Annotated in this window: 22 protein-coding genes; 4 read left to right on the top strand and 18 right to left on the bottom strand. The window is 57.0% G+C overall.

Annotation, left to right across the window (positions count from 1 at the left end; all coding sequences use genetic code 11):
* Positions 1-15: 15 nt before the first annotated feature.
* The 4 genes from guaD (at position 16) to ACFPDR_RS07060 (ending at position 4,877) form a co-directional block, all read left to right on the top strand.
* A complete protein-coding gene (gene guaD / locus ACFPDR_RS07075; protein WP_035272290.1) occupies positions 16-1,341 on the top strand; it encodes a guanine deaminase in 1,326 nt (441 codons plus the stop codon).
* 192 nt (positions 1,342-1,533) lie between these two features.
* Positions 1,534-2,835: a methyltransferase family protein gene (locus tag ACFPDR_RS07070; RefSeq protein ID WP_376910937.1), complete on the top strand. Its 1,302-nt coding sequence runs from the start codon at positions 1,534-1,536 to the stop codon at positions 2,833-2,835.
* Between the two features lie 59 nt (positions 2,836-2,894).
* Positions 2,895-3,569, top strand: coding sequence for a response regulator transcription factor (locus ACFPDR_RS07065; protein ID WP_026483479.1), 675 nt, complete (start codon positions 2,895-2,897; stop codon positions 3,567-3,569).
* A 3-nt stretch (positions 3,570-3,572) separates the two neighbouring features.
* The gene (locus tag ACFPDR_RS07060) at positions 3,573-4,877 is read left to right on the top strand and encodes a sensor histidine kinase (RefSeq protein ID WP_060185240.1); all 1,305 of its coding nucleotides are present in this window, start codon (positions 3,573-3,575) and stop codon (positions 4,875-4,877) included.
* A 214-nt stretch (positions 4,878-5,091) separates the two neighbouring features.
* On the opposite strand, the gene rpoD is transcribed toward ACFPDR_RS07060, so the two are convergent.
* The 18 genes from rpoD to rlmN all read right to left on the bottom strand — a co-directional run bounded on the left by rpoD (position 5,092) and on the right by rlmN (position 25,532).
* A complete protein-coding gene (gene rpoD / locus ACFPDR_RS07055; protein ID WP_021446482.1) occupies positions 5,092-7,314 on the bottom strand; it encodes an RNA polymerase sigma factor RpoD in 2,223 nt (740 codons plus the stop codon).
* 259 nt (positions 7,315-7,573) lie between these two features.
* Positions 7,574-9,580 carry a DNA primase gene (gene dnaG, locus ACFPDR_RS07050; protein ID WP_376910936.1) on the bottom strand — a complete coding sequence of 669 codons (2,007 nt, stop codon included), beginning with the start codon at positions 9,578-9,580 and terminating at the stop codon, positions 7,574-7,576.
* Positions 9,577-9,789, bottom strand: a complete 213-nt coding sequence (gene rpsU / locus ACFPDR_RS07045; protein ID WP_003799344.1) for a 30S ribosomal protein S21 — start codon at positions 9,787-9,789, stop codon at positions 9,577-9,579. Before rpsU ends, dnaG begins: the two co-directional genes overlap by 4 nt.
* A gap of 122 nt (positions 9,790-9,911) precedes the next feature.
* Positions 9,912-10,457, bottom strand: coding sequence for a phosphoribosyltransferase (locus tag ACFPDR_RS07040; protein ID WP_021446480.1), 546 nt, complete (start codon positions 10,455-10,457; stop codon positions 9,912-9,914).
* 154 nt (positions 10,458-10,611) lie between these two features.
* A complete protein-coding gene (locus tag ACFPDR_RS07035; RefSeq protein ID WP_009455867.1) occupies positions 10,612-11,907 on the bottom strand; it encodes an adenylosuccinate synthase in 1,296 nt (431 codons plus the stop codon).
* Positions 11,908-11,981: 74 nt separating this feature from the next.
* Positions 11,982-13,139, bottom strand: coding sequence for an ATP phosphoribosyltransferase regulatory subunit (locus tag ACFPDR_RS07030; RefSeq protein WP_009455869.1), 1,158 nt, complete (start codon positions 13,137-13,139; stop codon positions 11,982-11,984).
* Positions 13,140-13,309: 170 nt separating this feature from the next.
* Positions 13,310-14,197: a protease modulator HflC gene (gene hflC / locus ACFPDR_RS07025; protein ID WP_021446479.1), complete on the bottom strand. Its 888-nt coding sequence runs from the start codon at positions 14,195-14,197 to the stop codon at positions 13,310-13,312.
* Positions 14,198-14,206: 9 nt separating this feature from the next.
* Positions 14,207-15,523: an FtsH protease activity modulator HflK gene (gene hflK, locus ACFPDR_RS07020; protein WP_257112029.1), complete on the bottom strand. Its 1,317-nt coding sequence runs from the start codon at positions 15,521-15,523 to the stop codon at positions 14,207-14,209.
* Positions 15,507-16,595, bottom strand: a complete 1,089-nt coding sequence (hflX, locus tag ACFPDR_RS07015; RefSeq protein ID WP_009455872.1) for a GTPase HflX — start codon at positions 16,593-16,595, stop codon at positions 15,507-15,509. The genes hflK and hflX overlap by 17 nt, the downstream gene beginning before the upstream one ends.
* Positions 16,596-16,673: 78 nt before the next feature.
* Entirely contained in the window at positions 16,674-16,910 is a 237-nt protein-coding gene (gene hfq / locus ACFPDR_RS07010) for an RNA chaperone Hfq (RefSeq protein ID WP_003799329.1), read from the bottom strand.
* Positions 16,911-17,026: 116 nt separating this feature from the next.
* On the bottom strand, positions 17,027-18,109 hold the full coding sequence (hisC, locus tag ACFPDR_RS07005) for a histidinol-phosphate transaminase (RefSeq protein ID WP_009455874.1): 1,083 nt from the start codon (positions 18,107-18,109) through the stop codon (positions 17,027-17,029).
* Positions 18,109-19,467: a ribosome biogenesis GTPase Der gene (gene der / locus ACFPDR_RS07000; RefSeq protein WP_009455876.1), complete on the bottom strand. Its 1,359-nt coding sequence runs from the start codon at positions 19,465-19,467 to the stop codon at positions 18,109-18,111. The genes hisC and der overlap by 1 nt, the downstream gene beginning before the upstream one ends.
* The gene (gene bamB / locus ACFPDR_RS06995) at positions 19,464-20,642 is read right to left on the bottom strand and encodes an outer membrane protein assembly factor BamB (RefSeq protein ID WP_035272276.1); all 1,179 of its coding nucleotides are present in this window, start codon (positions 20,640-20,642) and stop codon (positions 19,464-19,466) included. Before bamB ends, der begins: the two co-directional genes overlap by 4 nt.
* A gap of 3 nt (positions 20,643-20,645) precedes the next feature.
* Entirely contained in the window at positions 20,646-21,281 is a 636-nt protein-coding gene (locus tag ACFPDR_RS06990; protein ID WP_009455880.1) for a YfgM family protein, read from the bottom strand.
* Positions 21,282-21,283: 2 nt separating this feature from the next.
* The gene (gene hisS, locus ACFPDR_RS06985) at positions 21,284-22,567 is read right to left on the bottom strand and encodes a histidine--tRNA ligase (RefSeq protein ID WP_060185243.1); all 1,284 of its coding nucleotides are present in this window, start codon (positions 22,565-22,567) and stop codon (positions 21,284-21,286) included.
* Between the two features lie 42 nt (positions 22,568-22,609).
* A complete protein-coding gene (ispG, locus tag ACFPDR_RS06980) occupies positions 22,610-23,896 on the bottom strand; it encodes a flavodoxin-dependent (E)-4-hydroxy-3-methylbut-2-enyl-diphosphate synthase (RefSeq protein WP_035272271.1) in 1,287 nt (428 codons plus the stop codon).
* Entirely contained in the window at positions 23,893-24,387 is a 495-nt protein-coding gene (locus ACFPDR_RS06975) for a helix-turn-helix domain-containing protein (RefSeq protein ID WP_302356880.1), read from the bottom strand. The genes ispG and ACFPDR_RS06975 overlap by 4 nt, the downstream gene beginning before the upstream one ends.
* Positions 24,384-25,532 carry a 23S rRNA (adenine(2503)-C(2))-methyltransferase RlmN gene (rlmN, locus tag ACFPDR_RS06970; RefSeq protein ID WP_009455884.1) on the bottom strand — a complete coding sequence of 383 codons (1,149 nt, stop codon included), beginning with the start codon at positions 25,530-25,532 and terminating at the stop codon, positions 24,384-24,386. Before rlmN ends, ACFPDR_RS06975 begins: the two co-directional genes overlap by 4 nt.
* Between the last annotated feature and the right edge of the window lie 93 nt (positions 25,533-25,625).

Genomic DNA, 25,625 nt, shown 5'->3' with positions numbered 1-25,625 from the left:
GACTTCAAGGACACTATGACTACCTCTTTACACTCCGCCTGCGCCTACCGTGCCCAACTGCTGTACTTTGTCGCGGACCCTGCCACATTGGAAGATCCTTCCGAAGCCGTGCGCTATCACAGTGACGGCCTGCTGCTGGTCAACGAACAAGGCCAGATTCAGGCCTGTGGCGACTGGGCCGAACTGTCGCAGAGCCTGCCTGCCGATACAAAGACCATGGATTTGAGCGGGAAAATCATCATGCCAGGCATGATCGACACCCACCTGCACTTCCCGCAAACCGACATTATTGCCTCCCCCTCCAGCGGCCTGTTGCCCTGGCTGGAAACCTATACCTTCCCAACTGAAGGTCGTTTTGGCGATAGCGAACACGCCCGCGAAGTGGCTGGCGTGTTTCTGGACGAACTGCTGCGCAACGGCACCACCACCGCCCTGGTCTACGGCAGTGTGCACCGCCAATCTGTGGATGCCTTCTTTGAGGAAAGCCACGAGCGCAATCTGCGCATGATTGCAGGCAAGGTGATGATGGACCGCAACTGCCCGGACTATCTGCAAGATACTGCCGAGTCAGGCGCACGCGATTCGGAAGACCTCATCAAGCGCTGGCACGGCAAGGGCCGCCAACTGTACGCTCTGACACCCCGTTTTGCGCCCACCTCCACCCCGGAGCAATTAGCCGCCTGTGGTGAACTGGCCCGCGCCTATCCCGATGTGTTTCTGCAAACCCACGTGGCAGAAAACAAGGACGAGATCAAATGGGTAAGCGAGCTGTTCCCCAAGAACCGCAGCTATCTGGACGTGTACGACAGCTTTGGTCTGCTACGCCCCCGCGCCATCTACGGCCACAGTATCTGGCTGGACGAACAGGACCGCGCTCGCATGCACGATACCGGCAGTATCGCCGCCCACTGCCCCACCTCCAACCTGTTCCTGGCCTCTGGCTTGTTCGATTTCCAGTCCATTCGCCAAAGCAAGGTGCTGCACACCCTGGCCACCGATGTGGGCGGCGGGACGTCGTTCTCCATGCTGCGCACCATGAACGAGGCCCACAAAGTGGCCCGTCTGAACAACTACCATCTGACCGCCGCATCCATGTTCTACATGGCCACCGAAGGAGCCGCGCGGGCACTGGACATGCAGGGTCAAATCGGCACGTTGGCTCCTGGTGCCGAGGCGGACTTTATTGTGATGGACCCCAAGGCCACCCCCTTGATGGCCCGCCGCAGCACCATGCTGAACTCGCTGGAAGAGCAATTGTTCATGCTGGCCCTGCTGGGTGACGATCGCTGCATTCAAGCCAGCTACAGCGCAGGCCGCTGCGTCCATCAGCGCGATCACTAAACAGAACTGAAGCCGGTTCCTGGCGGGCAAGTCCAATCATTACAACCGCCGCCAGGGACTCTTTTCCGTCTACCCAAAAAATATCTGCACACGTTTTTTCGATTTAACGCGGATTTTACGGTGCCAACGATACATTGATCCCGTCAGTAGGAAGCCAGCCCCGGCTCCCCCTCTTCTTGGCGAGATTTGATTATGTCCGGCACATCAACCCTGGTGCAACGCAACTCCCTGTTCTACCTGCTGACGCAGGTTGTGGGAGTGACCTTTTTGTTTCTCTGGCTGGCCAGCCTGACCCAGGACTGGTCTCCGCTCAATCCCTTGTTGGCCTCCAGCCAGCAACCTGGCCATATGGCCCATGAAATGAAAGAGGCTCAAGGTCTGCTGACCGGCCTGATTGCCACCGCGGGTTTGTTCCTGGCTGCCTGGAAACTGCGCCAGCTGCGCGGACAAGAGGCCTTGCCAGGCAAACGCATCCTGTTGCTGGGCACCAGCCTGTTCCTGGCCGTGCCTTTGCTGATGCTGCTTCTGCAATACTCCGCCGCCTCCCAAAGCCTGGAATCGCTGTATCACCAGATACCCGAGATCAAACCCTTGCTGGAAGTGGGCGCCATCGTCGCCGTGGGCGCTGGCTTGCTACACCTGTACTTTGCCGGTTGGGCCTTGAACCAGGCCCGCCTGCGCTGGGGGGGCCTGCTGGCCGGTTTGATCTGCGCCTTTTTGTTGGGCTTGCTGGAAGCGGATCAAGAGCGTATCAATCTGACTCAAGTGTTTGCCTCACTGGCGCTTGTCTGGTTGCTGGGCAGCATCGCCTTCTACCCCTTGATCGTGAATCCCGAACGCTGGTCAGCCTCCCATAGCGAACGCGCCACGGTTGCAGAGGCCTGGGAACATCTGGCCAGCATTCAGGTACAACGTCGCCGCAGCCTGGGGGTGTTTGGTGGCCTGATGGTCGTGATTCTGCCTTTCTTCGCCTCCACCTGGGCGGTCGACTCGCTGGTCTTTCAATTCACCCGCATGGCCGGTCTGGGGCTGGTCCTGATTGCCGTCCTGGGCCGCTGCTGGTGCATGTTGTACCTGGGCGGTCATAAAGGCTCCAGCCTGATCAGCCAAGGCCCCTACTCCATCACCCGCAACCCGCTGTATCTGTTTTCCCTGTGCGCCGTCACCGGCATGGGTGCACTGTCCGGCAGCCTGCTGCTTGGCCCCATACTCGCCTTGTTTGTCTACGCCGTCTTCAACAATGTGATCGACGAAGAACAGGTTCTGCTGCACAAAGTCTTTGGTCAGAATTATCAGGACTACTGCCAGCGCGTGCCCCGCCTGATCCCACGCCTGAGCCTTTGGAACAGCCCGAACGAACTGCAAGTGTCCCTGACAGGATTGGCCCGCACCTTGCGCGATGCCTTGCCTTACTTCCTGATCTGGCCTGTCTTTGCCCTGGCACAGTGGTTGCAAATCAATGGCTGGGTACCCGTACTTCTGCGTCTACCCTGATCGCCCCCAAGTGCAGTAAGCTGCACAAGAACTGTCCCAACCTTGTGGAACAAGCTGTCATGCGTGTCCTGATTGTTGAAAACGATACGACCATTGCCGAAAATCTTTATACCTATCTGGAACTGAAAGGCTTTGCTGTGGATGCCGCCTACGACGGCAATGGTGCACTGACACTGCTGCAAGAACAGGATTTTGATGCATTGGTACTGGATCTGGGCTTGCCCGGTCTGGATGGTTTTGGTGTACTCCAGGCCCTGCGCCAGTCCAGTCAAACCCCCATCCCGACCTTGGTACTGACAGCCCGCAGCCAGCTGGAAAGCAAGCTCACGGCCTTTGACCTGGGGGCGGACGACTATCTGATCAAACCTTTTGCCCTGGCTGAAGTCGAAGCCCGGCTACGCGCTCTGATGCGACGTGGTCCACCACAAGTGCAGCACGGCTCACTGCATTGGGGCCGTCTGGAATACAACCTGGATACGGCGCTGGTCAGCGTCAGCGGTCAGGAACTGCACCTGAGCTTCAAAGCCCGCCAGTTACTGGAAGCCCTGTTACGCGACCCGCAAGCCATTCTGACACGCCGCTCCCTGGAAAAAACCCTGTGGCCCCAAGGCGCTCCGTCGCCAGAAGCCTTGCGCAGTCAAATCCATATCTTGCGCCGCGCCTTGTCCGAGGCTGGCGCAGGCACCATTGAAACCTTGCCCGGCATGGGCTGGCGTTTGCAACAGGAGAGCTAAGGGATGGCCAAAGCCCCGCGCCGCAGCCGCTTCATGAGCACCCTTACCCAGCGTGTATCCTGGGCCCTGACCCTGATTGCCGCCTTGCTGGTCATCATTATGGGGGGACTGGCCTATGTCGCCTTTGCGCGCATGGAAGACGAGATGGTCAACGCCATGCTGGTCTCTTACGCTCGCAACCCCACTCTTTTACCCGACAGCGCCTACGACCGCAGTGAAGCCCTGGGCGCAGAGCTGGACAGCTATTGGTTTTTGCCGGGCCAGACTCTGGACAACTTGCCCGAATTTGCCCGTGTTCCCGAACCGGGCATTTACGAATTTCATCTGGGTAGTGACACCTGGCACGTGCTGCGCCAGGACAAAGAGCAAGGCCAGCTGTATCTGGTGTATCGCGCCACCCCTCACGAAGACCGAGTACGCGAGTTTGGCCTGATTCTGCTCCTGATTGGTTCGGCCACGATTTTGCTGGTGTTTTTACTCGGGCGTCGAGTAGCCCGCCACGCTGTGGCTCCCATGCTGACCCTGTCCCGCCATCTGGAAAACTGGGCACCCGGCCGCTCCGGCCTGCCCGAACACCAGGATGATGAAGCTGGCCGGCTGATCCGAGCCTTTAATCGCATGCAGGAGCAAGTTGAGGAACTACTGACGCATGAACGCGAGTTCGCCGCCAATCTGGGCCACGAGCTGCGTACAGGGCTGACTGCCATACGCAGCGATTGCGAGCTTTTGCTGCTGCAACTGCCCGAAGGCCCGCAACAACAGCGCCTGCAACGCATGATGGTCCACGCCGATGCCGTCACCGCCAGCCTGGATGCCGCAGAAAGCCTGGCTTACACCGCAGAGCGCCATGTGCGCGAAGTCGAGGTCCACGAGCTGGCTCAACAGACCTGGCAGGCCGTCGCCCTGCTGGATGCGGATAGCCAGCAAGTACGTTGGAGCAATTTGGTGCCTGACCACTTGCTCTACACCTTGGACCCCTATGCCCTGTCCATGTTGCTGCGCATCCTGATGCGCAATGCCATCGACCACGCCGCTCCCTGCAAGCTGCAACTGAGCTGGATTGCCCCCTCAGTCCTGGCTTTGCAAGACGACGGCCCCGGCATTGCCAAGCAAGATCAAATCCTGATCTTTGAGCGCCACTTCAGCCAGGGCAAACAACTGACGACAGGACTGCGTGAAGAAGGCCACAGAGGCATAGGCCTGGCATTGGCACGCCAACTAGCGCTGGCGCAAGGCTGGAGTTTAAGTGTACAAAGCGGGCCGAATGGCAAAGGCTGTGTATTCAAGCTGGATCTGGATCCATCCTGATATCCTGAAACGGCAAGCTTATCTGCACGAACGGTGTCGCCAAGAGCACCAAAAACTCATTGCGACAGGCAAGACCAAAGACCTAGTAAGCTTTTCTCAACTGCAGCGCCTTACCCTTGGAAAGAGATTTTAAAAGGCTGGGCAATGAGCACAAAAAAACCCGGTCTTATTCAGACCGGGTTTTTTATTTTGCTCAAGCAGACTTGCTAAAGACTTACTGGCTTTCCAGGAAGCTCTTCAGTTTGTCGGCACGGCTAGGATGACGCAGCTTGCGCAAAGCCTTGGCTTCTATTTGACGAATACGCTCACGCGTAACGTCAAACTGCTTGCCCACTTCTTCCAGAGTCTGGTCAGTGCTCATCTCGATACCAAAACGCATGCGCAGCACTTTGGCTTCGCGTGGCGTCAAGGAATCCAGGACATCTTTCACCACATCGCGCATGGAGCCGTGCAAAGCGGAATCCGATGGCGAAACGGTGTTGTTGTCCTCGATGAAATCGCCCAGGTGGGAATCGTCATCGTCACCGATAGGCGTTTCCATGGAGATAGGCTCTTTGGCGATCTTCAAGATCTTGCGAACCTTGTCTTCGGGCATGTCCATCTTCTGGGCCAGGGTTGCGGGATCGGGCTCAACGCCGGTTTCCTGCAGGATCTGACGATTGATACGGTTCATCTTGTTGATCGTCTCGATCATGTGAACCGGAATACGAATCGTGCGGGCCTGGTCAGCGATCGAACGCGTAATGGCCTGACGAATCCACCACGTAGCGTACGTAGAGAATTTGTAGCCACGACGGTATTCGAACTTGTCCACCGCCTTCATCAAACCGATATTGCCTTCCTGAATCAGATCCAGGAACTGCAAGCCACGGTTGGTGTACTTCTTGGCGATGGAGATTACCAGACGCAAGTTGGCCTCGGTCATTTCGCGCTTGGCTTTACGTGCCTTGGCTTCGCCCGTGGTCATGCGTTTGTTGACTTCTTTCAGGTCCTTCAAAGGCAGCACAACGCTGGTTTGCAGGTCGATCAGCTTTTGCTGAACTTCCTGAATGGCAGGGATGTGGCGCTCCAGAATCGAGCTGTAAGGATGGCCTGCAGCCACCTCCTGCACCACCCAATCCAGATTGGTTTCGTTGCCGGGGAAAGCCTTGATGAAGTGTGCACGTGGCATATCAGCACGATCCACACAGATGTTCAGGATTTCGCGCTCGTGCTGACGCACGATGGCAACCTGCTCACGCATGGTATCGGCCAGCTTTTCCACCATCTTGGCGGTAAAGCGAATGCCCATGAATTCATTCAGGATGGTTTCCTGGGCTTGCACATAGCCTGCGCTCTTGTAACCTTCGGACTCGAAGGACACGCGCATCTTGTCAAACCATTCGCCAATAATGTCGAATTTCTTGAGCGACTTGTTGCGCAGGTATTCAATCTGCTTGCTGCTCATGCCGCCGGCTGGACCTTCGTCCTCGTCGTCAGCGGTGACACCGGAACCGGCGTATTCTTCGCCATCATCGTCCACCAGACCGTCAACCACTTCGTCAATCTGCATGACGCCTTCGCGTACACGCTGAACGTAGGCCAGGATCTCGTTAACTGTGGTTGGGCACGCGGCGATAGCCATCACCATGTGCTTCAAGCCATCTTCGATACGCTTGGCGATTTCAATTTCGCCTTCGCGGGTCAGCAGTTCCACCGAACCCATTTCGCGCATGTACATACGCACAGGGTCAGTCGTGCGACCGAAGTCGGAATCCACGGTCGTCAAAGCGGCTTCAGCTTCGTCCTCGACGTCATCGTCGCTGGATGCCATGGGCGCGTTATCGCTCATGAGCAAGGTGTCAGCGTCGGGAGCCTGGTCGTAAACCGAAATACCCATGTCACTGAAGGTGCCGATAATGCCATCAATGGCTTCGACATCCACCAGATCATCGGGCAGGTGATCGTTGATTTCACTGTAGGTCAGGTAACCGCGGTCCTTACCCAGCTTGATCAGGGCTTTGAGACGATTGCGGCGGGCTTCCTGTTCTTCAGGGCTCAGTTGGCCACGGACACCGAATACATCTTTTTCGGCTTTGGCGCGCTTGGCACCACGCTTGGCCACCGGCTTGAGATCAGGAATGACCTCTTCTTCGCCCATTTCGTCGTCATCGACAAAGTCGATACCGTCGTTATTGGCATTCTTTGCAGGACGTCCACGGCGACCGCCGGTAGCGGCTTTAGCCGCTGTTTTCTTGGCAGCCGCTTTTTTGGCTACCGTTTTTTTAGCAGCCGCCTTTTTAGCTGCCTTTTTGGCAGGCGCTGCGCCTGGCTCTCCACTTTCGTGAAGCTCATCGAGCTCTACCGAGCTTGATGCCCCTGATTTTGCTGTCGCGGCCAAGGTTTTCTTAGCAGACCGAGAGACCGTCGTCGAGGTTTTACCAGTCGTTTGAGTCATATTTTCTTCCATAGACGCCATTTACCCCTGTGGCACTAAATATGTAGCCACCGAGTCGTACAGGCAAGAGCCTGATAATGAGCGTGTTCACAACCGGCTTGCTCCTGGGCGTGTTGCGCGAGCGAACCCTAAGTCATTTAATCCCTGGCTCATGGGCTCAAGGCATAAGGTGGTTCACAATCCGCTAACCCGCCGCATTTGCTCGCGTACCAGTTTTAACCCCCTGGCCGGCCACAAACACAACACATAACCCAATATTTTACTTCACTTGCCGAGTATAAGCAGCATTCAACAAAGCAATACGGCGTGTCAATTCTTGATAACGCTGACGCTGTTCAGGCTCTTGCAAGCCCGTGGCCACCAACGCCGACTGCTCTGCCTTGATCGCATCCAGTTCGATGCGATGCAGCGCATCACGCCATTCACCCTGCGGATCGGGCAATTCTTCTTCGCCCAAGAGCTCCGTGGCCAGCGCTTCTAGCACGGGGGCCAGGTCGGACTCGGGGTCCACGGCCTCCAGCAACGCACCTGCGTGACGCGCCGAGCTGATATTGCTTAAGGCAATCAGCTCTTGCACTAAACGTAAGTGGGGACTTTGCGCCAAAATTTCAAGTTGTTGATCACCCAACCCTCCCACCAGGGTTGGATGCCCAATGAGCAAGCGCAGCAATCGCTTGGCCATCGGAGTCACGGCGCGGCTGCCACCCAGGACAGCGCGCTCTTGCCGTTGACGATTATTCTTGCCACCCTTGCCACGACCTGATGCTGGCCGCTCCTGATATTGCTCCTGAGGCTGCCAATCGGGCTCGTCCTGCCAGCCATCCATAGGCAGGCTGTCAGCAAAGGAACCGTCAAAACCGTCTTCAAACGGCTCTATGCCATCTGAAGATGGTGCTGGCTGTGCCGGAACCGGTGGTCTGGCTACCAGACCATCCTGAGCCGGCGGCGTATCCACGGCAGGCCGGCGAACCGGCTCTACGGTACTCAGGCGCTGCGCCAGCTCGTCTGGCGTCAGCAGCACCATGCGAGCAAATTCATGCTGAATCTGCACCTTCAAGGTACTGTCAGCCAGTTCCAGCAACAAAGGCAAAGCCTCGTGCACGCAAGCCGCGCGGCCTTCGGCCTCGTCCATGCGATGGCGGGCTGCCAGCTCGTCCAGGAAGAAGCGCGACAAAGCTGCTGCTTCCTGGGCCTGCTCGCGAAACGCGGCAGCACCGTGCTCACGAACAAAAGAATCGGGGTCGTGGTTATCCGCCAGGAACATGAAGCGGATGGACACATCGTCACGTACCAGTGGCAAGCAGGTATTCAAAGCACGCCAGGCGGCCTTGCGCCCTGCCCCGTCACCATCAAAGCAAAACACCAGCCTGTCGCTGGCGCGCATCAATTTGGTGATGTGGTATTCGGTTGTCGCGGTGCCCAAGGTCGCTACGGCATTGTGCAAGCCATGTTGCGACAGCGCCACCACGTCCATATAACCTTCAACAATCAGGACAAAGCCTTCTTTGCGTATGCCCTGACGTCCTTCCCACAAGCCGTATAGCTCGTGTCCTTTGGAAAACAGCGTGGTTTCCGGCGAATTCAGGTACTTGGGTTCACCTTTTTCGATCAGACGGCCACCAAAGCCAATGATATGGCCCTTGGTACTGCGGATCGGAAACATGATGCGCGAACGGAAACGGTCGTAGCGACGACCATCTTCGGACTCGATCACCAAGCCGGACTCAACCAGCTGCTTGTCTTCGTACTGCGGAAATACAGCCGATAAGCCGCGTCGCTCCGTACCTGTCCAGCCCAAACCGAAACGGGCAGCCGTCTCCCCATCCAGGCCACGACGTTTTAGATAGTCGATAGCAATGGGTGACTGTTTTAGCTGACGTAGGTAGTGCCCCTGTGCCGTTTCAAGAATATGATGCTGACGCGACAACTCGTCTTTACGACGCGCATCGGCAGCACGTTGGCGTGGGGTGCGATCTGCTTCGGGCACAGTCATTCCGACGGAACCAGCTAAGCTGCGTACCGCCTCGGGGAATGAAGCCCCTGTGTGTTCCATCAGGAACGAGATAGCCGATCCGTGAGCGCCACAACCGAAGCAATGGTAAAACTGCTTGGTGGGACTGACTGTAAATGAAGGGGATTTTTCGTTGTGAAAAGGGCACAGGCCAAGCAAGTTGGCCCCGCCTTTACGCAACTGCACGTACCGCCCGACGACATCTACGACATCGACACGGGCGAGCAGTTCCTGAACAAAAGATTCAGGGATCAATACAAGCGTGGAGGCAGTTGCTGGCTGCGGATGCGTTTGTAGTGACGCTTCACGGCGGCAGCGTGCTTGCGCTTGCGCTCAGCCGTTGGCTTTTCGTAGAATTCGCGCGAACGCAGCTCGGTCAACAGACCGGTTTTTTCAATAGTGCGTTTGAAGCGGCGCAGAGCAACTTCAAAGGGTTCGTTTTCTTTCAGGCGAACAATGGACATGTAATCCCTGACCTTTGTAAAAAGAGTTAGCGTAACAGATAGCCCAATATGGTAGCACGATTGCTGGCATACACCAAGCAAGGCGCAATTAGGCTATCCACCAATTATCTGAATGCCAGCGATCAAGCCTGGCCGGTACCCTTACGGATCCAGGCGTCCAGCTGATGAGGGCGAATGCTATCGTAGTCCTCAAAAGGCTGATGAATCCAGGGATTTGTGGGCAACTTGGACACGTAGTAGTCTGGGTCGACCTGGGCGTGGCCTTTCCACCACAAAACGGCGGTTTTCAGCTCGGTGATCGCGGGAAACTGTGCACGCAGGTGATCACGTACACGCATAAAAGTCTTGCCCGTATCGACCATATCATCGACCAGCAGCACATTGCCATCCAGGGTGCCACGGGTAATGGTGATGTATTGCGCAATATCCAGATCACCCTGTTCGGTCCCGGCGGCTTCGCGATAGCTGCTGGTGGCCAAAATACCCAGGGGTACATCATAGATGCGCGAAATAACGTCTCCCACTCTCATGCCGCCTCGGGCCAGGCAAACAATTTTGTCGAATTTCCAGCCTGATTCGTGAATGCTCAGGGCCAATTGTTCAATCAGGCGATTGTATTGTTCCCAGGAAACCCATTCATCAGTATCGCTATTTGGGGGCAGACTCATATGTATTCCAGATATAAATGCACTAGCTGCGCTTTGGTACCTGCAAAACAAGAGTCTGGTAGGCCAACGCAGCGTCCAGAACGACAAAGCGGCCCTTCAGGCCGCTCTGTACGCACCGTACAACGGTGCAGGGCATTATACCGCGATAAATCGCTTATTTGGTAAACGGATCGCGCAATACGATGGTTTCGTTGCGATCTGGCCCTGTGGAAACCATGTCGATAGGTACATCGCACAGTTCAGCAATGCGTTCCAGGTAACGACGAGCGTTGATAGGCAACTTGTCGTAGTCGGTCACGCCCACAGTGGACTCGGTCCAGCCGGGCATTTCTTCCAGGACAGGCTCGGCTTCGGCAACCGCGTGTGCGCCGTAGGGCAGGACGTCCAGGAACTCGCCCTTGTAGCGGTAACCCACACCAATCTTGATTTGCTCAACGCCGTCCAGCACGTCCAGCTTGGTAATGCACAGACCGGAAATACCGTTAATCATGACCGAACGTTTCATGGCCGCCGCATCAAACCAGCCGCAACGACGTGGACGACCGGTAACGGAACCGAATTCCTTGCCCACCGTAGCCAGACGCATGCCGGTGTCATCCAGCAACTCGGTCGGGAATGGACCCGAACCCACGCGAGTGGTGTAGGACTTGGCGATACCGAGCACGTAGCTCAATTCCTGAGGACCCACACCCGAACCTGCGGAAGCGGCACCGGACAAGCAGTTGCTGCTGGTCACGAAGGGGTATGTACCGTGGTCAATATCCAACAATGCACCCTGGGCACCTTCAAACAGGAGTTTCTGCCCTGCTTTCTTGGCCTGGTACAGGTTGTTGGATACGTCAGCAACCATAGGAGCCAGCTGTTCAGCGTGCTTCATGGCCAGGTCGCGAACCTGTTCAGCGGAAACAGCTTCAGCGCCCAGGTACTGGGTCAGCACGAAGTTGTGGTAATCCAGCGCTTCGGACAATTTTTCGTCAAAGATTTCGGGATCGTACAGGTCCTGAACACGCAGGGCACGGCGTGCCACCTTGTCTTCGTAAGCAGGGCCGATACCGCGACCGGTCGTACCGATCTTGCCGTCGCCTTTACGCTTTTCACGAGCCTGGTCCACGGCGATGTGGTAGGGCAAAATCAGCGGGCAAGCGGGCGAGATCTGCAGGCGCGAACGCACGTCCAGACCGGCAGCTTCCAGCTCGGCGATTTCAGTCAAGAGGGCCTCAGGCGACAGCACCACGCCATTGCCAATGTAGCAAGTGACGTGCTCGTGCATGATGCCCGACGGAATCAAGCGCAGAATGGTCTTCTTGCCATTAATCCACAATGTATGGCCAGCGTTATGCCCACCCTGGAAACGAACCACGCCATGCGCGGACTCGGCCAGCCAGTCGACGATCTTGCCTTTGCCTTCGTCACCCCACTGGGTGCCAATCACCACTAGGTTTTTGCTCATGTCTAGTATCAGAATAAAGGAGGCCGGCACGGTGCCGGACCAATAACAATCACCAACGCTACAAGCCGCCTGGCTTACAGCGCCCTAACTTGCCACTGACCGTCCAACGAGACCAGCTCGCGATCGATCACAAATTCATCCAGATTCAGCTCCTGACCGGGTAGCATCTGAATCACAATTTCACCGTTTTGACGCAGTTGCTTGACCGCTGCCGTCAGGGCCGCATCACTGCCCCAGGGAGCACGTACTGCACGGGCTGCCTGAGCCGGTGCCAAGCCAGCCGAGAGCTTGCGCAAATCCAGGCTGAAGCCGGTTGCAGGACGAGCACGACCATACATGCGGCCAATACCGTCAAAGCGTCCGCCCTTGACCAAGGCATCGTGCCAGCCTTCGGCGTACACCGAAAAGATCAGGCCCGAATGGTAGGCATAACCGCTGCCGATGTCGGCCAGGTCCACCGTAATTTCGTGTCCAGGCAAGGCATCAATGAAGCTGCGCAGGCTACCCAGAGCTTCGCGCACTTCCGGTTCGTCCGGCAGAACACTGCGGGCACGCTCCAGTACGCTGCCATCGCCATACAGCGAGGTCAAAGCCAGCAGATAGCGGGTGGTTTCAGGCAGACAGCCCGACTCACGACCCAGGGCGCGCAGGCCCGACACATCTTTGGCGTTCAGAAGCTCACACACTTCTGCCACGCGGGTTTTCAAAATAGGATCGCGCTCGATCAGAAAGCGCCCCAGATCGGGGTAGTTCAAGTCCAGGCGAGGATGATGCACCCCTGCCCGACCCACGCTTTCCAACGCCAGTTGCACCACTTCCAGATCGGACTCAATACCGGCATGACCGAAAATTTCCGCGCCAATCTGCAGCAATTCACGATCCGACAACAAACCAGCCGGACGGGCATGCAAGACCGAACCACAGTAGCAAAGCCGAGTGACGCCTTCGCGGTTAAGCAAGTGAGCGTCGATACGTGCCACCTGGGGGGTCATGTCGGCGCGTACGCCCATGGTACGACCCGAGATTTGATCGACGACTTTGCTGGTACGCAGATTCAGATCTGTGCCAGAAACCGCTTGCAGGGATTCCAGATACTCCACCAAAGGTGGAGCTACCAGTTCGAACCCGTAAGTACGATACAAGTCTAGCAAATCGCGGCGCAGTTCTTCGATGCGGCGCGCCTCTGCAGGCAAGATATCAGCCAGGCTCTCTGGCAACAACCAATTGGACATACTCGTGCCTCGGACTACTTATAAACGAAAGTTCCAGCCAAACAAAAAGCGACTTGGGGCCTGTAAGCCGCCCAAGTCGCATGCGAAGTGGTGTTAGTAACTTACACGCTAGTATAAACGATCAGGGCCGCGGGTGGAACACCCAGCGGCCCTAAGTTCTCTAGCGGGGATCAGTTCGCAGGTGCTGCGGGTGATCCTTGCTTGCCCCAATACTTGAAGAAATCAGAGTCAGGGCTGATGACCAGTGTGTCGGTCTGTTTGCTGAAAGCACTGCGGTAGGCTTCCAGGCTGCGGTAGAAACGATAGAACTCGGGGTTCTTGCCATAACTATCGGAGTAAATGGCAGCGGCTTCACCATCACCCTGACCACGGATGGCCTGAGCTTGGGCATACGCGTCGGCCAGCAACTCTTCACGCTGACGTTCGGCTTCGGCACGGATACGCTCACTTTCAGCAGCACCGGTTGCACGCAAACGGTTGGCTTCTTGTGTACGTTCGGCTTCCATACGACGGTATACCGATTCCGAAATCTCGGGAGCGAAATCAATACGACGCAAACGCACGTCAATCACTTCCACACCCAAAGGACGGGCACGGGCCTCAACGGCCGTCAGCACTTCACGCATGATGGCATCACGCTCGGTGGAAACCACTTCTTTCACCGTGCGCACGTTCACCGAAGCGTTCAGGGCGTCACGAATCTGGGCTTGCAAACGCTCGACAGCACCACGATCCGTTGCGCCAAAGGTCACGTAAAACAGGCGTGGATCGGAAATGCGCCATTTGACGTAGGAGTCGATTAGCAGGTTCTTCTTTTCAGCCGTCTGAATACGCTCGGGGTCCTTGGTTTCAATCGTCTGCAGACGCTTGTCCAGGAACACCACGTTTTCAAATGGCGGTGGCAGCTTGAAGTACAGGCCGGGGGTCGTGATGGTGCCACGCACCTCACCCAGGGCAAAAACCAGAGCCGCATCGCGCTCACGCACGATAAATACGGAAGACAGCAGCAGACCGACAATTACCGCCAGGGCCACCAGAGCAGGAAATAAACGTTGCATCAAGCTCTCCTAGCGTGCGTATGGGGAATAAGGACTGACCAAAGAGCCCAGCGAGGTATCCAGACCGGCTGGATTGGCTGGCGCAGGCGCTTTGGGTGCCGCAGCGGGAACTGGACGGCTGACCTGTCCTTGCGAAGCGGCCGAAGCGACAGGAGCGGACGGCTCCATATCTGTGCGGCTACCCACCTGACGCACGATCTTGTCCAAAGGCAGATAGATCATGTTGTTATCACTACGGGTATCAACCAGTACCTTGCTGGTGCTCTCCAGGATTTCCTGAATTGTGGACAGGTACAGACGATCCCGCGTTACACCCGGAGCCTTCACGTACTCGGCCTCGACGCTACCAAAACGGGCGGTATCACCCTTGGCATCACCGATCACACGAGCCTTGTAACCCTCAGACTCCTGCATCATGCGAGCCACTTGACCAGCGGCTTCGGGCAACACCTTGTTGGCGTAGGCCTGACCTTCGTTGATCTGACGCTCGCGGTCCTGACCGGCCTTGACGGCATCGTCAAAGGCGGCCTGAACCTGCTCGGGCGGCTGCACGTTCTGGATAGCTACGGTGCTGATCTGAATGCCGGTACGGTAGCGGTCCAGAATGGACTGGGCCAGCTGCTGCACGTCCGATGCAATCTGGGTACGGCCGGAGTACAGCACGGAGTCCATGGGCTGCTTGCCCACGACTTCACGCATGGCGGTTTCAGCCGCCTGACGTACCGACTCGTCCGGATTATTGGTGTTGAACAGGTAATCCGGTGCGCCTGTAGGCAGCAAACGGTACTGAACCACATACTGCATGTCGACGATGTTCTCGTCGGTTGTCAGCATCAACGATTCAGGCAGGACTTTATTGCGTGCACTGCCGCGGTAGCCCACTTCAAAGGTACGCAACTGCGAAATATTCACAGTCTGGTGATCTTCGATGGGAGCGGGCCAACGCCACTGCAAACCGGGATTCAGAGTTTTCGTGTACGCGCCAAAACGGGTAACCACGGCAACCTGACCTTCCTGCACGATGGTAAAGCCACTGGCCATCCACAGACCGACCGCGACCACACCGCCGATGATCAGCAGCTTGGGCGAGCCTTTGGGGATGGATGGGCCATTACCGCTACCCGGAGGCATGCCACCGGGAGGGGAGCGACGTCCCTTTTTGCCGAATAAAGATCCCAAGCGACTGTTGAAGTCACGCCATACCTCGTCGAGGTCAGGCGGGCCATCTTGTTTCTCGGGGCGGCGAGGTGGCTCGGAACCGTTTTTGCCACTGTCTCGTCCCCAACCGGGATCATTGAGATTGAATATTTTATTGTTCAGACGCATTGTTTTCCGCGAAATGACCTGATTCGACGATTGCTGTACGCAAGCCATCCAATCCGATGCGCTCTAAAGCGCTAACAAAGACTCGGGCAATAGTACCATGTTCATCCCGCTCTACCCGTGGCTCATAGCCGGCTTGGTCAATTTTGTTATAGACCAGAATGCGAGGTATTTCATGGGCCCCGATGTCCTCCAGAACCTTATGAACTTCAGCGATTTGTTCATCGCGTTGAGGGTTGGCCGCATCGACCACATGCAGCAATACGTCTGCATGGACGGTCTCTTCCAAAGTGGCCCGGAAAGCGGCAATCAAGGTCGGTGGCAATTCACGAATGAAGCCCACCGTATCCGAAATTACGACCTGCCCTGCCCCTTCAATCCAGATACGACGCGTGGTGGTATCCAAGGTAGCAAATAACTGGTCAGCTGCGTAGGCGTCCGCACGGGTCAAGGCGTTAAATAGCGTGGATTTTCCCGTGTTGGTGTAGCCCACCAGAGACACCGACAAGGTGCCGCTACGAGAACGGGCACGACGTTGGGTGCTGCGCTGGCGTTGCACCTTGGCCAGACGCTCACGCAAGGTACGGACTTTGTCGCCAATCATCCGGCGGTCCATTTCCAGCTGCGATTCACCTGGACCACGCATACCGATACCACCCTTTTGGCGCTCCAAGTGCGTCCACATCCGGGTCAATCGGGAAGTCAGGTGTTGCAGCTGGGCCAGTTCCACCTGCAATTTACCTTCGTGACTTTGCGCACGCAGGGCAAAAATATCCAGAATCAGGGCAACCCGGTCAACCACACGCAGCTCCAGCTTGCGCTCCAGGTTACGCTGCTGAGCCGGGCTCAAGGCATGATCAAACAGCACGACTTCGGCGCCAGTTGCCTTGGCCAGGGCGACAGCCTCTTCCAGCTTGCCCGTACCGATGTAATAGGCAGAATCTGGACGGGACCGACGCACGACCATCAGTTCCATAATCTGGGCGCCCGCCCCTTCAGCCAGCATGACGAATTCTTCAGCATGGGCCTTGTAGTCCAGCTCGCCCATATCCACACTAATTACCAGTGCCTTCAACGCTTGCTCCAGAAACAAAGACCCGCCCGCGGGCACCGCGAGACGGGTCTTTCAGAGTACAAAGAACTGGGTGAGGATTTATTCAGCCTGCTCATCCGCAGCCAAAGTAACGGGGCGTGCAGGAACGACGGTAGAGATCGCGTGCTTATACACCATTTGAGTGACTGTATTGCGCAGCAGTACGACATACTGATCGAAGGACTCGATCTGACCTTGCAGCTTGATGCCGTTGACCAGGTAGATCGACACAGGGATATGCTCCTTGCGCAGCGCGTTCAAAAACGGGTCTTGTAGAATTTGCCCTTTATTGCTCATTGGTGAGGCTCCGGTTATGTTGTTTTTCCAGAAATGGAAGCGAATCCCACTACTTTACCGGGTTTTCCCTGAATTCGCACGTTCCAAACTGGAGATTTTTATCTAATAGGTGTATATCAGGCGCCTTGCCCTAAAATCTGCCGCAAACTGTTGCACAGTCGGGCACATTGCTCGGGCGATCCTACCGTAATACGTAAATACTGCTCAATGCGTGGCTGACGGAAATGGCGAACCAAAATCCCCTGTTCACGCAAGGCCTGCTGAATACCAGCTGCCGAATGCTTAGGGTGAGTTGCCATCAAAAAGTTCGCTTTCGAAGGCAAAATCTCGAAACCCAGCTGCTCCAGATCAGCGCGCAACTGCTCGCGTGCATCAATCACAGCCTGGCATTGGCGGGCAAAATACTCCGTATCCTTCAAGGAAGCCACGGCACCCACCTGGGCAATCGTGTCCATGGGGTAGGAGTTGAAACTGTCTTTCACCCGCTCCAGAGCCTGGATGATATCGGCGCTGGCCAGGGCATAACCCACACGCAAGCCAGCCAGAGCGCGCGACTTGGACATGGTCTGGATGACCACCAGATTGTCGTATTTTTCCAGCAAACCAACCGAAGATGTACCGCCGAAATCGACGTACGCCTCGTCCACCACCACAGTGGTGTCCGGGTTGGCAGCCAGAATGGCTTCAATATCCGTCAAGGACAAAGGAATGCCAGTAGGCGCATTGGGGTTGGCAAAAATGATGCCGGCAGGTGGCAGACTGCGCTTGCGCACATAGTCCTGCACATTCAACGTGAAGTCCTCGCGCAGCGGCACGATATCAGCAGGCACACCGAAGTACGAACAGTAAGTGGTGTAGAAGCTGTAAGTGATATCGGGCAGCAGGACCGGGCGCACGCCACGCAGGAACAAGGCGCTGAACACATGGGCCAGCACTTCGTCCGAGCCATTGCCCAAAAAGACGTTGTTAGCTTTCACGCCGTGGTTGTGCGCCACGGCGTCACGCAATTCCTGCGCGCTGTAGGAGGGGTAAAGACGCAAATCATCGGTCGCCGCCTGGCGGATCGCTTCCAGCGCTTTGGGCGACGGACCGAAAGGATGTTCGTTTGTGTTCAGCTTCAAGAGGTTATCCAGCTTGACCTGCTCACCCGGTACATAGGGTGAAAGCCCCGCTACATGATCACTCCACAAACGGCTCATTACGCGTCCTTCAGATAAGGGTTTTTAGATGATTTGAATTCGATGCGCAAAGGCGTGCCTTCCAGCTTGAAGGCCTCGCGAAAACGCGTCTCCAGATAACGGCGGTAACTGTCCGAAATGGCATCCAGGGCGTTGCCGTGAATCACCACGATCGGCGGGTTCATGCCACCTTGGTGAGCATACCGCAACTTGGGACGGAAAATGCCCTTGCGCGGTGGCTGTTGCTGTTCCACCGCTTCTTGCATGACGCGAGTGAGCTTGGGCGTGGACAGCTTGGAGAAGGCAGCCGCATGCGCGGCATTGACCGACTTGAGCAAGGGATTGATCCCCTGCCCTTTCAGCGCCGACAAGGTGTGCATCTTGGCAAAGTTCAGGAAGCGCAATTTGCGATCGAACTCGCGCTTGATCCACTCGCGCTGGTACTCGTCCAGGCCATCCCACTTGTTGATGCCCACCACCAGTGCACGACCGGTTTCCACCACGAAGCCCGCAATGCTGGCGTCCTGGTCGGAAATTTCGGTGTGAGCGTCAATCATCAACAAGACCACGTTACACGCTTCAATCGCCTGCAAGGTCTTGATAACGGAGAACTTTTCAACCGCTTCAAATACCTTGCCGCGCTTGCGCAAACCGGCCGTGTCGATCAGGGTGTATTCCACCCCATTGCGCTCGAACTCGATTTCAATGGCATCACGCGTCGTACCGGGCTGGTCAAACGCAATCACGCGATCCTCACCCACCAGGGTATTGATCAGGGTGGATTTGCCCACGTTGGGGCGGCCCACAATCGCCAGCTTGATACGGTGCTGAAACTCATCGTCATCCTGGCCATCCTCTTCAGGCTCAGGATTGGGCACTTGCTCCAGTGCCAGGTTGATCAGCTCTTCCACGCCATCGCCGTGGGAAGCGGAGATCAGGTAAGGCTGACCCAGGCCCAATTCGTGGAATTCCACGCCACCGGCCTCGTAACGCATGCCTTCGGCCTTGTTGACGGCCAGCAGCACTTTCTGACCAAGCTTGCGCAGCAACTGCGCAATTTCCAGATCCAGTGCATTGACGCCCTCACGGGCATCGACCAGAAAGACGACCACGTCAGCTTCGGCAATCGCCTGCTGGGTCTGACGAGCCATCTCCAGCAACATGCCGGTTTTGGCCACAGGCTCGAAACCACCCGTATCGACCACGATATAGGGGCGGCTGCCAACCCGACCTTCGCCGTAATGACGATCGCGGGTCAGACCAGGGAAGTTCGCCACCAGAGCCGCGCGCGAGCGCGTCAGGCGGTTGAACAAAGTGGACTTGCCGACGTTGGCCCGACCGACCAAAGCCACTACGGGCTTAAAAGAAACGCTTTTCAATTGATTCCAACCAAGACCAAATTACCATTGCCGGTCTGAACCAGGACCCCACGCGGGGTTCCGATCAAAGGCGACACAATGGCACCACCGCCGACACTGACCCGACCCAACAAGGTGCCGTCCAGTCGCGATAGAAAGTGAACATAGCCTTCCATGTCACCGGCGGCGAGCGCCTGGGGCATGACGGCCAAAGGAGCCAGACCACGGTTACGCAAAGCATTCTGCGTCCAGATGGTTTGCCCGTCTGTCATGGCAAACGCTTCAATCTGGTCGCGGCTATTGGCGGCATACAACATATGGTTGTCCGCTGCGATACCGGTACCGGCCGAAAATTCCCTATCCCACACCAGTCGTCCACCTTGGGAGACGTCAAAGCAGGCAACACGACCTTGGTAGGTTGCACCGCACAGCAGGGGATCGACGACCTGGGGAGCACCCACGACGTCATTAATGCGCTCCAGGTCCGTCGCGCCACGGGAGACAGAAATACTGCCTTCCCACACCAGATGACCTTGAGCTGCGTCAATGGCCATCAAACGGCCGTTGGGCATTCCTGCCAGCAACAAACCATCAATAATGCGCATTTGCATGCTGGTTTTCAGCGACAAGGCGGGGCCAGGACGCTGCAGACTCCAGCGCAGATCGCCTGTGCTGGCATCAAATGCCTGCAAGCGGTAGTCGCTGGTACGCACCACAACCACACCGGCACCCACAGCAGGCGGCACATTCACAGCGCTGCTGCTACGACTGCGCCACAACTCCTTGCCCGAGTCGTCAAACGCAATGACGTTGCCGTCCACCGAAGCGACCGCAGTCACCACACCGTCCGAACCTGCACCGGCGGTCAACTTCTTGCCGGCATTGGCCGACCACTGCACGCGACCCGTATCCAGATCCACCTTGCTGACCTGACCCGAGACCGTCGCGGCGTAGACCGAAGAGCCACTGACTTGCGGTGCAAAGCCGGAGTCTGCGCCGCTACCAATCGAGGTACTCCAGCTGATCTTGGCGGCCACACCAGGGGTGTATTCCGTCAGGGGCGTAGGCTCGAAACGAGGATCCTTGCTGGAGAACATGGAGCAACCGGCCAAAGCGGTCAGGCTCAGGGCCAGAGCGCTCAAGCGCAGGACACGCATGGCAGAGGATGGCGATTTGCGAATAGTAGGAAGAGACATGAATTAAGCTCCTGCCAGGGCATCAAGTTTGATCTGTACCAACTGCGAAATAGGGTCTTGCTTGAGCAACTCCACGGCCTGCGTCCAGGCTTCGCGTGCTGCATCGTTCTGCCCTTGGGCGGCCAGAATATCGCCTTTGCGATCCGCAAACAGACCGGCAAAGCTGGCAGGAGGATTTGTCAGCTGAGCCAGGGCATCATCGTAATTCTTCTGTTCCAGCAAGATACCAGCCAGACGCAAACGCGCCAGCGGAGTCAGCGCCGGGTCGTGGTTGGTTTTAACCATCCACTCCAGTTGCTCACGAGCAGGTGTCAGATTGCCGCGTTGCTGCAAAGCCTGGGCAGCCAGCAAGACACCACGGGAGGTGTAGCCGGACTTGGGGAAATCGTTACGCAAGGTCGTGCTGGCAGCCAGCACGCGGGCATCGGCCTCTTCGCCGGTCTGGGCAGCCGCACTTTCCAGCGCCTCAAAGTAACCCATGGCCTGACCGGCCTGATGCCCCTGGTACCACTGCCAACCGCGCCAGCCGGCTACCGCCGCCAAGGCAGCAAAAGCCAGCACGATGCACAAGGTGCCCCAGCGGTCCCACCATGCTCGCATGGCATCTAGTTTTTCCTGTTCTTCAAGATCGTAGGCCATGCTCAAATCCTTGCTGACAAAACACTGGCGAGTTCAGAAAATTCAACAGACTGTTGCTGCTCGGCGCCATCCGCAGCACGCAACCATTTCACACTGGCCTGTTCTTTTTGGAGTTCGTCGTCACCCAAAATAACGGCGGCCTGCGCACCACTGGCATCAGCCCGTTTGAACTGGGACTTGAAGCCGCTGGAGCCTGCATGGACTATCACCTGCAAACCGGCATCCCGCAATTGCTCGGCCAACAGCGAGGCCTTGCGCTGGGCTGCCTCACCCTGGTGAACCATATACACCTGACATTCGGGAATGGCTGGCTGCTCGCCATCTTGCGAGCACAGGTCCAGCAAGCGCTCCACACCAATAGCAAAACCCACGGCGGGCGAAGGCTTGCCACCCATCAATTCGATCAGGCCGTCGTAACGGCCACCGCCGCACACCGTCCCTTGAGCACCCAGGCGATCCGTTACCCACTCGAACACGGTCAGATTGTAATAATCCAGACCACGCACCAAGCGCGGGTTCAATGTGTAGGCAATACCGGCATCATCCAGACGATCGCAGACGCCCTGGAAGTGAGCACGAGACTCTTCACCCAGGAAGTCGAACAAACGTGGGGCCGCATTGGCCATTTCCTGCATGGCCGGATTTTTGGTATCCAGCACGCGCAAGGGGTTGGTATACATGCGACGCTGGGCTTCTTCGTCCAGCACATCCTTGTGCGCTTCCAGGTGCTCGATCAAGGCCGCACGGTGGGCGGCACGCTCTTCAGCCTGACCCAGGGAGTTCAGTTCCAGACGGATGTCCGTCAGACCCAGCTTCTTCCACAAACGAGCCAGCATGACGATCAGCTCGGCATCGACGTCCGGCCCTGGCAGACCCAACGCTTCCACGTCGATCTGATGGAACTGACGGTAGCGGCCACGCTGCGGGCGCTCATGGCGAAACACCGGTCCCATCGCATAAACCCGATGAGGGCGATCGTACAAGAGATTATGTTCGATAGTGGCGCGCACCATGCCCGCCGTAAATTCGGGACGCATGGTGAGCTTGTCGCCGTTGAGCGAATCGGTAAAGGAATACATTTCCTTTTCGACAATGTCGGTGACTTCGCCAATACCACGAGCAAACAGCTGGGTATGTTCCAGCACGGGGGTACGCATATTGCGATAGCCATAGCTGGCCAACCATTCCCGCACCAGAGCCTCCAGGGCTTCCCACTGTGCGCTTTCACCCGGTAAGGTGTCTTTCATGCCCGTCAGGGCGCGGAGCTTTTGAAACTGCTGCGTCATAATTCTAATGGTTTGCTCGCCATAGACTGACAAGCGTGTTGATCAAACCGTTGATGTTTTGCCGTAGCGGCGCTCAACGTAATTCTGGACAATGGTCTGAAATTCCTGAGCGATAGTATCACCCTTCAGGGTCACCACCCGCTCGCCATCCACATAGACGGGTGCCGAAGGGACTTCCCCGGTTCCCGGCAAGCTGATGCCAATATCGGCGTGGCGGCTTTCCCCCGGACCATTGACCACACAGCCCATCACCGCGACGTTCATGGTTTCCACGCCGGGATACAGATCCTTCCAAACGGGCATCTGGTCACGCAAATAGCTTTGAATATCGTTGGCCAGCTCCTGGAACACCGTACTGCTGGTGCGACCACAACCCGGACACGCCACCACCATAGGGGTGAAAGCACGCAAACCCATGGTCTGCAAGATTTCCTGAGCCACCACCACTTCACGAGCACGATCGCCACCGGGTTCAGGAGTCAGGGAAATACGAATGGTGTCACCAATGCCTTGCTGCAACAAGACAGCCAAGGCGGCGGTGGAAGCCACAATCCCCTTGCTGCCCATCCCCGCTTCGGTCAGACCCAGGTGCAAGGCGTAGTCACAACGAGCCGACAAATCCTGGTAGACCGTGATCAGGTCCTGCACATGGCTGACCTTGCAGGACAGAACAATACGGTTGCCCGACAGCCCCAGTTCCTCGGCACGCTGGGCGTTGCTGATGGCAGAGATAACCAGAGCATCGCGCATCACCGCCTGAGCCGTCCAGGGATGAGCACGCTCGTTATTTTCATCCATCATGCGGGCCATCAGTTCGTGATCCAGGCTGCCCCAGTTCACGCCAATTCGCACAGCCTTGTCGTAACGGCAGGCGATTTCGATCATCTTGGCGAAGTTATCGTCCCGGCGCTTGCCACCGCCCATATTGCCCGGATTGATCCGGTACTTGGACAGGGCCTGAGCACACTCGGGGTAATCTGCTAGCAATTTATGGCCGTTGTAATGGAAGTCCCCCACCAAGGGGACATTTACGCCCATGCGGTCCAGCTGCTCGCGAATGGCAGGAACTTCACGGGCCGCTTCGGGGGTATTGACCGTGATGCGCACCATTTCAGAACCGGCACGCGCCAGTTCCTTGACCTGGATAGCCGTTGCAATGGCATCGACCGTATCCGTATTGGTCATGGACTGCACCACGACCGGCGCCGAGCCCCCCAGTTTCACAACATGATCACCCCAGCGCACATCAACCGTACGCGTCACCCGCTTGGGTTGGGCGCCCACCGGCAGAGGTTGGCAAGCAGAGGGAGTTTCGGGACCCTGCGTCATTTCTTCAAGTCCTTGAGCCAATCGAACACCAGCCACTCTTCGGGAACCCAGCCCCGATCAATGGCGTAAAAACCAGCGACCAACAGCAAAACAATAATGATAAGAATCCAGATCCAGCCAAACCCGCCGCGCGAGTCCGAATACAGGCTCAAGTCCGCACTGGACAAGCCCGCACCCGAATGATTGCGCGGTACGGGCTTGGGCGCAGCGGTATCACTGACCTGAGCTTCCAGCATGACCAGCACGGCTGATACGTCAGCCTCCAGAAAGCGCGCGTAATTACGCACCATGCCCCGCAAAGGCTGCCCACCGGGCAACTGGTCCCACTCCTGAGCTTCCAGGGCCTCTAGCTGGCGAACCGAAAACTTCAGGCGGGTGGAGGCTTCGTTCAGCGTACAGGATCGCGCCAGGCGCAACTCACGCAATGTCGGGCCTACACCTGAGCCCGCTTCCGGAGCCGATTGGTTGGAGGGGACCAGAGTCTCGCTCATGCACGTTCCTGTTTGATTTGAATGACAGCACGATCAGGCAAACGTTGTTCGATACGGGTGCGATCACGAATATCGCCCGCCAACTGTCCACAAGCGGCAGCAATATCATCGCCGCGCGTCTTGCGCACTGTGGTTACCACCCCACCATCCATCAGCCGTTGGGCAAACTGTTTGACCCGTGCAGCTGAAGAGCGTTTCAGACCGGACTGCGGAAAAGGATTGAAAGGAATCAAATTAAATTTACAGCGCACAATGCGTGCGATATCCAACAGTTCCTGCGCATGCTGGTCGGTATCGTTGATGCCGTCCAGCATGATGTATTCAAACGTGATGAAGTCACGCGGGGCGTGCTCCAGATAGCGATTACAGGCATCCAGAAGCTCGGCCAGCGGATACTTCTTGTTCAGTGGCACCAGGCGATCGCGCAACGCATCATTGGGCGCGTGCAGCGATACGGCCAGTGCGACCGGGCAATCTTTGGCCAGACGATCCATCATGGGCACCACCCCGGAGGTGGAGACCGTCACGCGGCGGCGCGACAGACCGTAGGCATTGTCATCGAGCATCAGGCGCAAAGCACCGAGCACCTGATCGTAATTGAGCAGGGGTTCGCCCATGCCCATCATGACCACATTGCTGATAACACGTGTGCTGGTTTGCTCGGCATCGCCAATACGGGCGGTTTCCGGCGCATTCAGCAAAGCACGGCGAGCAAACCACAACTGGCCAATGATTTCAGAGGTCGTCAGGTTGCGGTTGAAGCCTTGATAGCCCGTGGAACAGAATGGACAGGCCACCGTGCAGCCAGCCTGGCTGGAAATACACAGGGTGCCCCGGTCGTCCTCGGGAATGAAAACCGCTTCGACGGCGTTATTGCTGCCTACATCAAACAGCCATTTACGAGTGCCGTCGGTAGAAATATGTTCGTGCGACATGCTGGGCGCGGTGACAACGCAATTAGCGGTCAGCTGCTCGCGGAACTCGCGCGCCAGATCCGTCATCTGCCCAAAATCGTCTTGTTGACGCTGGTGTATCCAGCGCTGCAATTGGCGCGCGCGGAAAGGCTTGCCACCCCATTGGGCGACCAGTTCGACAAGTTGCTCCGGGCCCAGGCCCAGAAGGTTAGTAGGTTCGAGCGATGACATAAAAAAATAATACCTTCACGCGGTCTGGCTATTACTTTCTTGCAGGAGGGCAAAAAAGCCTCTTTTTGCGGATTTGCCCGGCACACCCATTCC

Origin of the sequence: Alcaligenes sp. GCM10023179 (assembly GCF_042653705.1) — a bacterium.
In the GTDB taxonomy this organism is placed as follows: domain Bacteria; phylum Pseudomonadota; class Gammaproteobacteria; order Burkholderiales; family Burkholderiaceae_B; genus Alcaligenes; species Alcaligenes phenolicus.
This window is presented reverse-complemented; position numbering and strand designations above follow the sequence as displayed.

Bases quoted from the DNA above. Each gene is read 5' to 3' on its own strand.
- bamB (WP_035272276.1), bottom strand. From the start codon at position 20,642: ATGTCTCTTCCTACTATTCGCAAATCGCCATCCTCTGCCATGCGTGTC.
- ACFPDR_RS07060 (WP_060185240.1), top strand. From the start codon at position 3,573: ATGGCCAAAGCCCCGCGCCGCAGCCGCTTCATGAGCACCCTTACCCAG.
- ACFPDR_RS07040 (WP_021446480.1), bottom strand. From the start codon at position 10,457: ATGAGTCTGCCCCCAAATAGCGATACTGATGAATGGGTTTCCTGGGAA.
- ACFPDR_RS07035 (WP_009455867.1), bottom strand. From the start codon at position 11,907: ATGAGCAAAAACCTAGTGGTGATTGGCACCCAGTGGGGTGACGAAGGC.
- hisC (WP_009455874.1), bottom strand. From the start codon at position 18,109: ATGAGCCGTTTGTGGAGTGATCATGTAGCGGGGCTTTCACCCTATGTA.
- hflC (WP_021446479.1), bottom strand. From the start codon at position 14,197: ATGCAACGTTTATTTCCTGCTCTGGTGGCCCTGGCGGTAATTGTCGGT.
- hfq (WP_003799329.1), bottom strand. From the start codon at position 16,910: ATGAGCAATAAAGGGCAAATTCTACAAGACCCGTTTTTGAACGCGCTG.
- guaD (WP_035272290.1), top strand. From the start codon at position 16: ATGACTACCTCTTTACACTCCGCCTGCGCCTACCGTGCCCAACTGCTG.
- ACFPDR_RS06990 (WP_009455880.1), bottom strand. From the start codon at position 21,281: ATGGCCTACGATCTTGAAGAACAGGAAAAACTAGATGCCATGCGAGCA.
- hflK (WP_257112029.1), bottom strand. From the start codon at position 15,523: ATGCGTCTGAACAATAAAATATTCAATCTCAATGATCCCGGTTGGGGA.
- rpsU (WP_003799344.1), bottom strand. From the start codon at position 9,789: ATGTCCATTGTTCGCCTGAAAGAAAACGAACCCTTTGAAGTTGCTCTG.
- hisS (WP_060185243.1), bottom strand. From the start codon at position 22,567: ATGACGCAGCAGTTTCAAAAGCTCCGCGCCCTGACGGGCATGAAAGAC.
- rpoD (WP_021446482.1), bottom strand. From the start codon at position 7,314: ATGACTCAAACGACTGGTAAAACCTCGACGACGGTCTCTCGGTCTGCT.
- ACFPDR_RS06975 (WP_302356880.1), bottom strand. From the start codon at position 24,387: ATGAGCGAGACTCTGGTCCCCTCCAACCAATCGGCTCCGGAAGCGGGC.
- ACFPDR_RS07070 (WP_376910937.1), top strand. From the start codon at position 1,534: ATGTCCGGCACATCAACCCTGGTGCAACGCAACTCCCTGTTCTACCTG.
- ispG (WP_035272271.1), bottom strand. From the start codon at position 23,896: ATGACGCAGGGTCCCGAAACTCCCTCTGCTTGCCAACCTCTGCCGGTG.
- ACFPDR_RS07065 (WP_026483479.1), top strand. From the start codon at position 2,895: ATGCGTGTCCTGATTGTTGAAAACGATACGACCATTGCCGAAAATCTT.
- ACFPDR_RS07030 (WP_009455869.1), bottom strand. From the start codon at position 13,139: ATGTCCAATTGGTTGTTGCCAGAGAGCCTGGCTGATATCTTGCCTGCA.
- rlmN (WP_009455884.1), bottom strand. From the start codon at position 25,532: ATGTCATCGCTCGAACCTACTAACCTTCTGGGCCTGGGCCCGGAGCAA.